The 14058-nt window shown below is 51.1% G+C and carries 11 protein-coding genes; 2 read left to right on the top strand and 9 right to left on the bottom strand.

Translation table 11 applies throughout. The annotated features are described in order from the left end of the window. Positions 1–17 precede the first annotated feature (17 nt). The 6 genes from ACFQ03_RS24715 to ACFQ03_RS24740 form a co-directional block, all read right to left on the bottom strand. Positions 18–1319: an ABC transporter substrate-binding protein gene (locus ACFQ03_RS24715; RefSeq protein ID WP_379291656.1), complete on the bottom strand. Its 1302-nt coding sequence runs from the start codon at positions 1317–1319 to the stop codon at positions 18–20. 40 nt (positions 1320–1359) lie between these two features. Beyond that, a complete protein-coding gene (locus ACFQ03_RS24720; protein WP_144933407.1) occupies positions 1360–1830 on the bottom strand; it encodes a RidA family protein in 471 nt (156 codons plus the stop codon). 207 nt (positions 1831–2037) lie between these two features. Beyond that, positions 2038–3357 carry a 6-phospho-beta-glucosidase gene (locus ACFQ03_RS24725; RefSeq protein WP_144933406.1) on the bottom strand — a complete coding sequence of 440 codons (1320 nt, stop codon included), beginning with the start codon at positions 3355–3357 and terminating at the stop codon, positions 2038–2040. Continuing rightward, a complete protein-coding gene (locus ACFQ03_RS24730) occupies positions 3347–4336 on the bottom strand; it encodes an N-acetylglucosamine kinase (RefSeq protein WP_144933405.1) in 990 nt (329 codons plus the stop codon). The genes ACFQ03_RS24725 and ACFQ03_RS24730 overlap by 11 nt, the downstream gene beginning before the upstream one ends. 603 nt (positions 4337–4939) lie before the next feature. Next, on the bottom strand, positions 4940–5842 hold the full coding sequence (locus tag ACFQ03_RS24735; RefSeq protein WP_144933510.1) for an aminoglycoside 6-adenylyltransferase: 903 nt from the start codon (positions 5840–5842) through the stop codon (positions 4940–4942). 281 nt (positions 5843–6123) lie between these two features. Next, positions 6124–7068, bottom strand: a complete 945-nt coding sequence (locus ACFQ03_RS24740; RefSeq protein ID WP_379291659.1) for an aminoglycoside phosphotransferase family protein — start codon at positions 7066–7068, stop codon at positions 6124–6126. Between the two features lie 292 nt (positions 7069–7360). Here ACFQ03_RS24740 and ACFQ03_RS24745 point away from each other — a divergent pair, with 292 nt between their 5' ends. Next, on the top strand, positions 7361–7468 hold the full coding sequence (locus tag ACFQ03_RS24745; RefSeq protein WP_144933403.1) for a sporulation protein YjcZ: 108 nt from the start codon (positions 7361–7363) through the stop codon (positions 7466–7468). A gap of 140 nt (positions 7469–7608) precedes the next feature. Here the strand turns inward: ACFQ03_RS24745 and ACFQ03_RS24750 are convergent, their stop codons facing one another. Then, positions 7609–9549 carry a TOMM precursor leader peptide-binding protein gene (locus ACFQ03_RS24750; RefSeq protein ID WP_379291661.1) on the bottom strand — a complete coding sequence of 647 codons (1941 nt, stop codon included), beginning with the start codon at positions 9547–9549 and terminating at the stop codon, positions 7609–7611. A gap of 51 nt (positions 9550–9600) precedes the next feature. Next, positions 9601–11568, bottom strand: coding sequence for an ATP-binding cassette domain-containing protein (locus tag ACFQ03_RS24755; protein ID WP_379291663.1), 1968 nt, complete (start codon positions 11566–11568; stop codon positions 9601–9603). A 203-nt stretch (positions 11569–11771) separates the two neighbouring features. Here ACFQ03_RS24755 and ACFQ03_RS24760 point away from each other — a divergent pair, with 203 nt between their 5' ends. Next, positions 11772–12704 (top strand): helix-turn-helix transcriptional regulator, encoded by a 933-nt coding sequence (locus tag ACFQ03_RS24760; protein ID WP_379291665.1) that lies wholly within the window; start codon positions 11772–11774, stop codon positions 12702–12704. A 123-nt stretch (positions 12705–12827) separates the two neighbouring features. Here the strand turns inward: ACFQ03_RS24760 and ACFQ03_RS24765 are convergent, their stop codons facing one another. Further along, entirely contained in the window at positions 12828–13832 is a 1005-nt protein-coding gene (locus ACFQ03_RS24765) for a quinone oxidoreductase family protein (RefSeq protein WP_379291667.1), read from the bottom strand. Between the last annotated feature and the right edge of the window lie 226 nt (positions 13833–14058).

The raw sequence follows: 14058 nt of genomic DNA on the forward strand, positions 1-14058 counted from the left end.
TGTCTCCTAAAGAATGATCATTTACCCATTAGCTCTTCCAGTCTCGTGTGCATATCACTTACAAACTGCTCCGGCGTCAGCTGCCCCTGAATAAGCTTTTGGATGGCCGCGTTGAAATGCAGCTGCCTAAATTCCTCATACTTGGGCGCTAACGGGCGGTTGCGGCTAATGGACACCTGATCGACAAACGGTTTCATAATCGGATCCTGGGCAAATTCCGTCGTCGCAAAATCCTTCGTCCAGCCGACTACGCTGGTCACTTCGGCAAATTTATCGTAGTAAGTCGGCTTCTCTCCGGTAAAGATAAATTCCAGAAACTTTCCTGCAATTTCCTTATGCTTGCTTTGCTCCGTGATGCTTAACGTGTTCGGATAACCAAGCACGGCTTTCCCGGCCGGTCCCGCAGGGCTTGGGGCGGTCGCCCATTTCCCATCCAGATTAGGATTGGCCTTCAGGCTGCCCGACGCCCACATTCCGTTGAACATCATCGCCGTATTTCCGGAAATAAAGCTGTTCATGGTCGCTTCCCAATCCATACCTGTAACCGTTTTCGGCATCACGTTGTAAGTATTGGACAAATCGTAGATATACTTCGCAACAGCAAGTCCGGATTCGTTGTTAATCGTCGGTCTCCAGAAGTTCCCCTCGCGAACGATAACGTCATTACCGGCCTGCCAGAAGAAAGGAAGCACATAATCATCGGGCTCCCAGCCGGCAGCCGGGAAAGCCAGTCCGTATTGATCGCCCTTGGTGAGCTTCTGTGCATACTCCAGCAGTTCTTCCCAGGTTTCAGGCGGGTTATTGGGATCCAACCCCGCCTCTTCAAACAGGTCGGTGCGGTAGAAGAAGCCCCATACGCTTCCATCCCAAGGGACGCCGTAATACTTGCCGTCTTCCCCCTTCACCGAATCGAATCCGGATTCCAGGAACTGATTGAGCATTTCTTGAGAGACATAATCATTGACGGGAGCGAACGCTCCCAAACGCTGGTACTCGCTGGCCCATTGCCCGTTAAGCATGACCAGGTCCGGAGCTTGTCCGACCGTTAGCTGGCGCTGGAACATGGAGTAAGCTTCCCCCCAGCCGACATTGACGATTTTCACAGTGACTCCGGGATTTTGGCTGCTGAATTCCTTGGCCATTTCATCCAACAGGGTCACCTGCGCGGGGACCGTTCCGCCGATATGCTGAAATACAAGCTCTACCTTCTCTTCCGAGGACGATCCTTCACTGCCGCCGCTCTGGGAGCAGGCACCCAGCAAGGATACGGACATAACGGCGGCCATCGACATTTTCATTACTCGAAAAGGACTTTTCATTAATACGCTCTCCCCTTCATCTCTCAGCTTAAATGCTCTACTAATCTCTGATCCTTACAATCATTTCGATTTCGACAGGGATATTTTTAGGCAGCACATAGGTACCCATTGCGGAACGGGCATGCTTGCCTCTTTCCCCGAAAACATCCACCATCAAGTCCGAGAAGCCGTTCATTACTTGAGGCTGCTGATAGAAATCCTCGCTGCTGGCGACCAGACCGAGCACCTTGACCAAAGCATCGACACGATCCAGACTTCCCAAGTAGTTCTTGAGCTGGGCCAGCAGGATAATCCCGCATTCCCGGGCTGCCTGATAGCCTTCCTCCACCGTCAGATCTTTGCCGAGTTTGCCTGTCCAGATCGGACTGCCGTCATCCTCCCGTTCCGGTCCGTGGCCGGAAGTGTACAGCAGGTTGCCGTGCTGACGGATCGGCACGATGGCTTTTCCCTGCAAATCGATCTTTGGAAGTATCAAACCTAGCTCTTTAATTCTTTCATCTGCCAAACTCATGAATAAGTCCTCCCTTTTGCATAATTAGTTAGTTTATTTGTCGAATAATCTAACAAAATATAGTAATACAGCCAAATGCGGTTCAGGAAATTCCGCTTAATGCATAGGCCGGCTTGCAATCCCCTTGCCGAAGATTCCATTCTTCCCCGTTCCTGCGCTATACCGGCGGAAGTCCTGTCTGCATCTGTCTGGAATACCTGTGCCTTGTTACTTGAAAAACTGAGGCAAATACGGCTTGTTCTCCGCCAAAATCTGATCGAGTACAGCTTTGGCCAATGAAGAGCCTCCTACCAGCGGATGGATGGCAAGCGCTTGTAGAGCACTGCCGTAGTCCCCGTTCACACCGGCTTCTACCGTAAGCTCTTCGTAGGCTTTAACGACCTGGATCAAGCCCCGGATTTCAGCCGGCAGCGGCCCGCCGCTCAGCATCATCGGAGTAGCCCCCTCCGAAGAAATGATGCATCTGACCTCCACCGAAACATCCTCTCCCAGACACGGAATAACCCCATTATTGCGAACGTTGACTACCTGGATATTGCGGGCATTGTTGTATATCGATGTAATAAGGTCAACCGCCGCTTCCGAGTAGTACGCTCCTCCCCGTTGTTCCAGCTGAGCCGGCTTCACCTTTAATTCCGGATCCTTATACAGCTCGAACAGCTCCGCCTCCACCTTCTTGACCGCATCGGCCCTGGTTCCTTTGACCTTCAGCGCTTCCTGCTGCTCCTTGAGCATCTTATCCTTCAAATAATAGTAGCGAAGATAAGAGCAGGGGATCATTCCGAGAGAAGCAAGAAACCCGTCCCCCCATTTATAATCGGGGATATTCTTCACGGACAGGCCGCTGGCGTTGTCAAACATCCGCACGATGTCCTCCGTCCGGTCGACGCCGTTGATCCTGATATTTCGCGTCCAGTTCAAATGATTGATGCCGACCATTTCCATATCGACATTCGCCGGATCGGTCTCCGCCAGCTGGGCAATTTGCATCTTGGTATGGATGGGCAAATTGCATAAGCCGATGGTACGAATGGAGGAATGCTTCAATACCGCTTCCGTAATAATGCCTGCCGGGTTAGTGAAGTTAATCAGGAAAGCTTCGGGTGCAAGCTCTTCCATCTCTTTGCATATGTCCAGGATGACGGGAATCGTTCGGATCGCTTTCGCGAACCCTCCGGCCCCGGTTGTTTCCTGGCCGATGCAGCCGTACTGGAGCGGAATCCGTTCGTCCACCGCCCGGGCATCCAGGCCGCCAACGCGAATTTGCGTCAGTACAAAGCTGGCCCCGGAAATCGCTTCCCGACGATCCAACGTCAGATGCAGCCGGATGGGAACCCCCGCGTTCTCAATCATTCTCCGGGCAAGTTCACCGACGATCTGCAGCTTCTCGCGGCCGGCTTCAATATCCACGAGGTACAGCTCTTGCAGCGGAAATTGCTCATAATTTTTGATAAACCCTTCAATCAACTCGGGGGTATAAGAGGAGCCCCCGCCGATAACGGCCACTTTAAGCGGTTTAGGATTCAACGATAATCTCCCTCCTGTACGAATTTAATCGTTCGGTAATTTGCGGCCCCGCAGGAAGCTGAAGCTGATCCATCCCCATCAATACCGCTCCGAAGACCGGCTCCATTTCCGGGATTTCAATCGTAAAATCAGTATGCTCCTCACGCAGGGTCTCTTCGAGACTTTGCAGCAGGCAGGAGCTCTTGCCCCTCTGGAAAATGCTTCCGATCAACACTATCGGAATGTTGTCCACACCGAAGCTTCCTATTCTTCTCATGACGGAGCGTGCCGCATTGCCCAATTCGTGCCCGACCTCGGACAACAGACGGATCGAGAGAGCATCCCCGTCCTGGACCGCTTCATGAAGAACAATGGTCAATTCGGATGGAACCGTCCTTACCTGCCGGTCCAAATAATCGTTGAGCAGCGCTTCCATGGAAGAATAGCCGAGGTAGGAAGGAACCCTTTCCGTAAGAATAGAAGGGATATCCCGCTGCTCCCACGACCGGACTGCCGCTCTGAAGGTTTCGATTGCCATATGATTGCCCCCGGCATAATCGCCGTACAGATAACCGAATCCCCCTGTTTGCACGACCTGCCCGTCCCTGTTTCTGCCGAATGCGTTCGTTCCGCTTCCGCAGACAAGCACAATGCCCACATTGTCCGGACTACCCGCGCGCAGCCCGGCCATTGTATCACAAGCCAGGTTCCAGCTGGTTACCGGTATTTTCTTAAGTCCGGATTCCAGCCGGATCATATCTGCTTCGCGGTCGGCCCCTGCGAGCGTATATTGGACAAAATCCAGATCCGCATACTGCAAGCCGGCCTGTTCCAGTGCATGCTTCATTGCAGTTGAAATATGGTCCATCGCTCTATCGAGACCTATCTTCTGGTAATTGGCTCCACCGGCCAGACCTTCTCCAAGCAAATTCCCCTCGGCGTCGGTTATTACCGCATAGGTCTTACTCCCACCGCCGTCCACTCCCATAATCAACGCCATCCATCAATCTCCTCAAGACTAAAATTTAAGTATGTAGCCAGTTAGTTTATGCAAAGAATAAACTATAGTGATATCTTAATTTCCCGGCTATCAAATGTCAACGTTTTTTTGCAACCGTCTTCAGAATAATCTTCTTCCTTATCTCCTCCCCCCTTTTTGACTGTTATCCCATTTAATCAGAAAACTGCTTAGGGCCAGCCGAAACTGTCCCGTTAAATCGAACCTATGCAGTTCGAAGCCGAAAGTAATTTCCTTCCTCCTCATATAGATTTTCAAACCAACTAACCCTGGGAACCAGCCGCATACGGTTTAAAAAATTATTTCTTTTACCGCTTTGGCCGTTAGTTATACGTCCTGAACCGGAGTAAGTCTGTCGGCTTCCGGATTACGTGCTTTCTGAGCAATGGGGATAACAGTCCAAGGGACGGTGGAATGGAGATCAAGAGCAAGCGAGAGAGTGAATATCCGAACGTAAATTCGAAAAGTTACGACTCTGGCGTGTAACAACACCATAAACAAAAAGGGGGGCGTCCCCATCCAGGCTTCAGCCTGGTGGACCGCCCCTCAAAGTTGTGTTAATCGCTATCAAGCAGAATACTGTGATTAATCCCAAAGCTTTTCCTTAATCATATTCGGAAAAATTTCAGTGGCATCTCGCGGCAAGACCCGGACATGCTGCAAATAATCCGTGACACGCCGGTCGTCCTCGGCAGGATATTCATACTTCAGATGTTCGGCTACCTCCCGGGCTGTTCTGCGGAACAGATCGCCCGCTGTGAACAGCGCATTCCAAACTTCTTCATAATCTCCACTCGGATAGGTGCGCAATAGCTGCTGCCAGCGGTTCTCCGGGAGATAGTTCTCCAAATATTTGCCGTTCTTGCCGACACTGAGCGAAAAATCGGTTTGAATGCCGACCTGCCACTCCAGCATCTTGAGAAGCATCGGCCGGACATATAGATTAAGATGGTCCAGGGCAAATAGAATCTCTTGTCTCCATAGACCTTTAGCTACATAGGTGGACACCCACCAAAACTCATTGCAGCAATCCGCGAAAAATTCCGCCGATGGCCTTTTCACCCAGTAATCTTCATCCGTCGGAGCGGGAATATCCGGCAAGCAGTTATCCTTATCCAATAACACGAGCAGCAGCTTATCTTCCTTACAGTATTCGTCCTTCTCATCCAACGGAATCAAGGTCAGGTCGATCCGGTTGCCATCCGTAAACAGCATCAAGTAAGAGAAACGCCTGCCCAGGTCCGGAGGAAACATGGCCATCGCCTCAGGAGTCTGCATAATGATTCGTTCTCCGAACCGGTCGACCCAATTGGGGTCTTGCACGAAAGAGTCCATTTCGGTCACAAGAAAACTGATGTCATAATCTTGAAACATATCCTTGGGCACATTCGAATTGGTTCTTGATCCTTCCAGGGTCACCGCTCGAATCCGCTCATCCTTCTCGGCGAATGCGAGGATGTCATCCAGCATTTCTCTCTCACTTCTCATCATCGTTTCACGGCCTCCCTATTTTTGATTGGATTTCCTGCTTACTATAAAGGCAGGCGGTCCGCGAATTCGATTTTCCCGGCCAATAACAAGATGAAGGGGTTACCACTTATCCAGCTTTCCCATGAACGGTACTCCTTTCAAAAAAATGGATCACATTCTAATAGGAAACAGGGGAATTTCCATTTTATGCAAAACAATTTGTTATTACAGTAACATAACCGTAAGGGAAAACACAATTATTCCTTCGGGCCGAACCATCCGGTACCTGTGTCAAACAATTATCCGCCTATCGTTTTCAGTTCGTTCGCCAAATATTGGATGGAGGCGGCCCTTTCTTTTGCATTTTGCCGATCGAATAGAAGCTGTTCCATCCATTCCCAAATATCTTCCAATTTACGCCTTCCCTGATAAAAGAGCAGAACATCGGGATCAACGGTATAATCGCTGTGAACCTGCTTGTAGATGCTTACAAAGTCTTCATAGTAGGGCTTGTCTGTCATAAACATGATATCCGCTTCAACGGGGGCCAATTTCAATCCTTCCCAATCCAGCAACATCAGTTGTTGTCCGGCTTGCATCAGATTCCAATGATGAATATCTGTGTGGCACAGGGCCATCCTTAACGAACGGCATTTCAAACCGGCGGACAGCTTGTCCACAGTGTCCATCAACCCTTTAACCTGCTCAAGATAAGGGTCCGTCACTTCTCTGATTTCGGCAGGAACACGGGAATACTCCCCGCCCAACGTACTCCTCAGCCGCTGCATAAACGGGATGCAGAAATCTTCCTTAATGGCATCGGTGTCCGGCGGTATTTCTTCCCCATATGAATGAAGCTCCGCTATCATTTCCGAAAGCTGGCGAACCTGCTCCCCGGATAAATCTCGGTCTCCTATCGTTTCGCCATCGATATACTCATAGAGCAGATAGATTCCTTCCTCGTCCTCACATTTATATTCCCCTTGCTTTGTTACGAGCGGCACGGGAAGTTTGCCTTTCAAGTAGCTATTTTGCAGAAGCCAAATGGTGATAGGCACATACTTGTCAATAAGAGCTGTCCACTTGGGGGTGGACGCTCTGCTTTTTTCATACGCCTTCAAAAAGTAGGTGCCACTGTCACCGGACACTTTATAAGCGAGTGCCGCCCAGCCTCCCTGCTGCGGTAAAATTCCCTTGATCTCTAAGCTATAATGCTCCTTCAAAATGGTTTTCAGCTTGTTCATTACATCCTCCTGACCGTTTTGGGAAAGCGGCTTACATTACTAATACAATAAGTATATTAAAACTCTACCCATAATAGGCAGTAAAAAAAGAATAAAAGAATACTCTCTCATTCCAGTATAGTCCGGGATCTTCGAATGTCATTCCTTAACGGGAGTCCGAAAACCCATCCTCCTTCCCCATTCAAGGAAATAGGCGCTTGTTTCCTTTATAACGGCACATTTTCCATGGCGTCCAATCTTCCGGCCGTTCAGACACATATAATACAGAAAAAATAGAAGGGAGGATGTCGTTATGGGATTTGGTGGAGCAGGTAGCTGTGGCGGATTGTTTACATCTACAGGGGTTATTCTTGTTCTTTTCATTCTGCTTGTAATTGTTTCCCGTGCTTGGCTTGTCTAATTTCTAGGGATACTTTACGTTATCGCATGATTAGCAAGCTATAGGGATTCTGGCCGTCCCTGCAACGAAAGAGAAAGAGCGAGTGTGTCGGTGGAACCAGCACCGTTAACCTCGCTCTTTTTTTTGACATTCTATCCCGGCTACGGAAAGGGATGCGGGTATGGATTAAGCTCCTCCGGTGTCAGCTTGTGCTCTGCATAACCCAGCTTCATCGGGACCTCGAAGACCCTGTCAAGGCCCGTCAACCGGGCAAACCGGTGTCCGAACGTCATAGGCAGCATTCCCGGAATCAGCACTTTCACACAGCGCAGGCCGTTGCGGAGCGTCTCGCCGGACGATTGATCGATAACAATAACATCCAACCGAAGACTGCGAAACGTTCGAAGGACCTGTTTCAAATCTTCCGTTAGATCATCATTCATCGATGCAGCCTGAAACTCTTCGGCGAATGTACGCAGGGGACGCCGTTCGTCGAGCAAAAACCGGAGTCTTTCCTCCGCCTGCGGCAAGCTGTACAGCAAGGCGTGATCCTCCATGCTCTCCACCAGGAACGAATCCTTGAACATCGACTCGGCCTCCGGCCTGCGTTCCTTATAGCGGGCTTCGGCCATCGGGATCATGTTCGCCAGCTCGTGTATGGCGCTCTTGGCCGTACGGACGGGGTCGAGATGAGCTCCGGCGGCACAGAGCAGATTTACTCCAGGCTTTTTCCCTCCCTTCGCCAATGCCCAGATGCTCGGAATCCCGTTCTCCATCGTTGTATTGTACAAGCATACCTCGTATCCTGTAACCGCCCTTAAGCGATGAATCATTAACAAGAGCTCCTGATCCTCCGCTGAGCCGGGATCGAGCTGCGGAACCGGCAGCCTGGTGTACCAGGTCATCAGGAAAGAATCCCTCTCGACAACCTCGAAAATTCCATGCAGGATCGCCTCCTCAAGGCTGCCCCCTATGGCGCACCCATTGGAGGTTTCATAGACAAATCCCCCGCCATAGCCCAAGCTGTAATAGGCCAATCGTTCGGGAACGAGAATGGGCCGCTCCTGCAGGAACGAATATCCCCACACCCAATCCATCGGAGTATCGGGATCGAATGACTGGAAAGGAAAATCCGGTTGTTCCAACAGTTCTTTAGCATGAAAGCCTACCTTAGCAGGGTCCAGCGCCACCTCCTTAAGGCGGGAATAGCTGTCGGATACGATCGTTCGTTTGCCCCGGGGAGCAAGCCCGCAAAATCGTTCCAACCCCTCCAGTATTGCGGCCATTTCGCTATCTGCATAAGAATTCGAATGGCCCCCAACCACCTCATTATACAGTCCTAAAGGTAGATTCATAGCTACCCCGGCGAAGGCGGATGCGAGGTCCGGCCGCTTGCCGTTCATGAGCCCGGTCCGGTTATCCAGATAATCCTTGGCCAGAACCTTCCGCAGGTCGCCCATTGAACGGCAGCGGTAACTGTTGTTGAGCTTCTTGCACGGCTCCAGGGATATGGCCGCCGCCTCCGGGGAATCGTCCGGCAGCTCGCCGCAGACCGGACAGAGCCCGTCCGGCAGAATGTAGTGAACGGTGCTGGTCAAGCTTCTTAAGTTGATTAAATGGATGCGGCCTTCCGAATCCGTTATTTCCCCCCGCAGCAGCCTTGCCGTTTCCAATGAGACGATAAGCGCCATATGACGAAATGCTGCCGGCGGAACTTCCAGGGGAGAAGGAGCGATCGCATCTGGAGAAATTAGTTTCATAAGCGAATCGTCCGGTTCTTCGCGCCCGCCACCCGCCAAGGATAGCCGGGTCTCCGCACATTGGAAGCAGCCGGGCTTTCCCGGAAGGACCAACGGCCCTATCCTCCCTTCCCCCTCTTCTCTGGATAAGCAGGCCCGTGACCAGGGAAGCCCGCGCGGCCGCAGAAGCTTCTCCGCTTCCACATTCAGAGCGGAATCAGACTGATCCTGCACCACCCATACGAGCCCCGCAGCCGGTACGCTATCGCCAAAATCCGGTCTGTGCACTATGGGGAGCCCGGATAATTGCTTGCATACCGCATCTGCAAGCCTCCCATTTCCGACAATAACGACAGGATTCAAGGAGCTTCCTCCTCTCCGGGAACTCTTGACATAGGGTCCAATTAATAATCATTATTTAAAGTATGTCGCCGCTCTTAGCTCTATGACGCCATCAGCGAAGGCATGCAATTCGCCGATTCCTACGTCCTGTAACCGCAGCAGAGCAGGCCTTATTTCCGGTTCCCGGAAAAATTCCACAGCCTCGTCCACCGTCATCTCCAGCACTTCGCTGATCGTACTCCCGCGCAGGGTGAACCCGAGAACCTCCTCTTTAAATCGGCGCCCCTGGCAGGCATCGCAAATACTGGTAATCGTATCCATAAAAGCGAGATCGATATTCATCATCCCGGAGCCTTTGCATTCCGGACAGGCCCCTTTCGAATTAAAGCTGAAGAGAGAGGCGTCGGCCCGGTTCTCCCTCGCAAACAAGCTTCGGATGAAATCGAAAATGCCGATAAAAGTGGCCATATTCGAACGGTTGGAGGCCTGAATCGCTCCTTGATCGATGAAAATCGCTTCCGGATAATATTGCGGCAGCACCTGGCGGATAAGAGTGCTCTTCCCCGATCCGGCAACGCCCGTAACTGCGGTCATGACCCCTTTCGGGATATCGGCGCTAACGTCCTTCAAATTGTGAAGGGACGCATGTTTGATCGAGAGCCAGCCGGTAGGCTGTCTTGGTTCTTTCTTCAAAGCCGGCCGGCGATTCAGAAATTGTCCGGTCAGCGTCCCGGCCCGGACCAGCCCCTGCAAATCCCCCTCATATACGACTTTGCCGCCTTCGGTCCCGGCCCGAGGCCCCATTTCGATAATATGATCGGCGATTTGAATAACATCCGGGTCATGCTCCACGATCAGCACGGTATTGCCCTTGTCCCGCAACTGCCGCAGCAGGCGGTTGATCCTGCTGACATCGTGAGGATGGAGCCCTATACTGGGCTCGTCAAAAATATAAGTCAGCTCCGTCAAGCTGCTGCCCAATTGGCGGACCATTTTAATTCGTTGAGATTCGCCGCCGGACAAGGTCGATGTCTCCCGATTCAAGCTTAAATAGCCTAATCCTACGGAGATCAGATGCTCCAGGCGATGGACGATGGCATCGACTACCGTACGGGCCGAAGGCTCCCGGATCGTCCGGACAAAGCCGATCAGATCACTGACCTGCATATGCGTGCAGTCTGCAATCGATTGACCGTTGATTTTGCACTCCAGCACTTTGGCATTCAGCCGAGCCCCCCGGCACAATGGGCATTTCCCCTGGGTCACCACGTAATCAATCGCCTCTTTGTACAGCTTCACATCCCTCGATTCCTTGCTCAGGAAGGAGCGTTCCATCCTCGGAATGATTCCCTCGTATTTGGAAGTAGGAGGCCAGCCCTCCGTCGGATGGGGAGGCTTGAAGCCCGATTTGTACAAGAGCGTGTCCCATTCCTCATCCGTGTAATCCTTCAGCTTTTTATCATTGTCAAACAGCCCTGTGCAAACATACCGCTTCCAACGATATTCTCCCGGCCGGAAGGTAGGGAAGCGGATCGCCCCTTCATTGAGGGATTTCTGCCGGTCGATCAGCCGGTCTATATTTATCGTCTGTACACTTCCCAATCCCTTGCATTCGGGACACATGCCCTGAGGATTGTTAAATGAAAACATGTCCATAGATCCGACGAAGGGCCGACCGTTTCGGGAATATAACAAGCGCAGCAAGGAGTAGATATCCGTAATCGTTCCAACGGTCGATCTTGCGTTTCCCCCTATCCTCTTCTGATTAATGACCACCGCCACGGAAAGATTGTTCAACGTGTCCGCATCCGGCTGTCCGTAATGGGGGAGGCGATGGCGGATAAAGCTGGAATACGTTTCGTTCAATTGGCGCTGCGACTCCGCTGCAATGGTATCAAAGACAAGGGCCGATTTCCCGGAACCGGATACGCCTGCAAATACTGTGATCTGCTTCTTGGGGATCGTCACACTTATCCCTTTCAAGTTTTTTTCCCTGGCTCCAATAACCTGTATAGGATTTCCCCGAAATTCTTCTCTCATAGCTGTCATTCTCCTTCCTTAACGGAGTTCGCAGGCGGAATCAAGTCATATAACCTGCATAAATTCCGCGTGCAGTCCCCTGCTATTTCAGTTTCAGTCTATCCAATGATTTGGCTTTGACGACCTTTCCTACATAAGATACACTCTAAACATGCCAAATGTTGTCCAGTTTAATCACTGTCTTCGGAAGTGAGGAGAAATTTATGTCGAAAGCCAAGCTGTTATTCGACTTGATCATGTATGTCAACTCGAAGAGAAGCTTTACCGCCCAAGAGATTGCCGATGAATTTCACGTATCCGTCCGGACCGCCCATCGGTACCTGATGGAAATTAGTGAAATGGGGGTTCCTTTGTATACGGAGCAGGGGAGAAACGGAGGATACCGTATCCTGCACAACCGGATTCTTCCGCCCGTGTTATTGGATGAGCACGAGGCGCTGGCGATTTTCTTCGCTTTCCAGTCCTTGAGATACTATCCATCCCTGCCCTTTGATACGGATATGGACTCCGCCTCCAGAAAATTGTATTTCAGCCTTCCCGATGACATTAAGAAGAAAATAGACCGCCTGGAATCCGTCCTGTCTTTTTGGAATCCGAAGAGAAGGGTTTCCTCTCCCTTTCTGAAAGAGATTATAGAAGCGGCATTAGACCATCACGTACTCATTATCGAATACCGTTCCAAATCCAACCGTAAAAAGAGAGAAGTCGTACCCATCGGTTTATATGCTAATGACGGATTCTGGTATATGCCGGCCTGGGACATGGAAAAAGACAAGGTGCGGCTGTTCAGGGCGGACAGAATCCTGTCTTTGGAAAATTCCAAAAGAACCTGCGAGCTGAAAATGAATTTGCCCGATTGGTTAGACGGGTATACGATCCATACACCGGTCCGTCTGTATGTTAAGCTGACCAGAGAAGGGATGAGACAGTGTCAAAGCAAGCCCTGGTTCGAACCGCATATCGTATCTGTGGATGAGGATTCCGGGTATATCGATACGATGATTGATTACAGCGAGGTCGAATTTCTGTCCTCCTATTTCATCCAGCTAGGGACGGAGGCCCAAGTGATCGAACCGCAGGAAATTGTAGAGCTCATCAAAAAGCAGGCTTCCCGCCTGCTCGATCAATATCGCTAGTCCGCAGCCTAACTCGCAAACACGACAAAGAACCCTCGACGCTCATCGCGAGGGTTGCGAATGATTTATCCTGGAGCACTATGAAAATATTATCTTCTTCTATGCTTTGGACTGTGGATAAGATTACGGAATAAGCAGCACCCGGCCTGTAACCTGCCTCTGTTCAAAAGCAATATGAGCTTTGACGGCATCGGCCAGCGAATATGTGCGCCCTACTTTGACCGAAAGACGGCCTTCCCGGATCCAATCTAAAAATTTCGGGAGATACGAATGCCATTCCTTCATAAAATATAGCCCGGAAAAACGGTTGATATAAAGCGAACCTTTCTCTTGAAGGAGCATGAGATCAAACGGCGGAATGAACCCGCTTGCCTGCCCGAAAATCTCCAGATATCCCCGGGGGGCAAGACTGTCGAGGCTGGCCTCGAAGGTATCCCTGCCCACCCCGTCATAAACGACGTTCACCCCTCGGCCCCCCGTTATTCGGCGGGCTTCCTTGGCGATATCGGCTTGGGTGGAAATAATCACTTCACCCGCCCCCGCCTCTCTGACCGAATGAGCTTTGTCCTCGCTCGAGGTGACTCCAATAACCTTCCCTCCGCGCAGCTTGGCCATTTGGCACAGCAGCAGTCCAATTCCCCCGGCTGCGGCATGGATCAGGCACCAATCCCCCGGCTTGACGGGATACGCGGCATGGGTTAGCGCATAAGCGAGAAAGCCCTGGGTTAATCCTGCCGCGGCATGTTCCAGGCGGAGTTCGTCCGGGACGGGAATGAGCCGCTGAACCGGGGCTATCACATGGGTGGCGTACGTTCCGCTGCCTCCTCCGCAGATGACCCTATCTCCAACCTGAACAGGACTGTCACCAGGGCCCAGCGACTCCACAATCCCCACGCATTGACTCCCTATAGTGGCCGGAAGCTTATATTCCACGGCCCCTTCCTTTTTGTAAAATGCCTGATTCACAAGATCGCCACGTCGATGCTGAACATCCAGGAAGTTAACGCTCGCCGCCTGGACGCGCACAAGCGCCCGGCCGGGACCCGGCACCGGCATGGGGAGCTCTTCCAATTGCATAACTTCAGGGCCTCCGTAGGAATGTATACGAATCGCCTTCATTTTCATCATCTCTTCCCCTCACCTTCAAAATAGTTTCCGGGAAACAATATTAACAATCCTTTCAACCTTTGTCAATAATGTTTCCTGGAAACATTGTAATCGATCCATTTCTTGCTATACTTAATATGAGAAAATTTCGATTCTGAAAATAACCCCGAAGGCTGAAATTTGAAAACTAAAAATTCCTGTTGGTGCTAAGAAATAGCCTTTGAATGAAAAGGAGCGCCTCTGGTAC

Source organism: Paenibacillus residui (assembly GCF_042677205.1).
GTDB lineage: Bacteria > Bacillota > Bacilli > Paenibacillales > NBRC-103111 > Paenibacillus_L > Paenibacillus_L residui.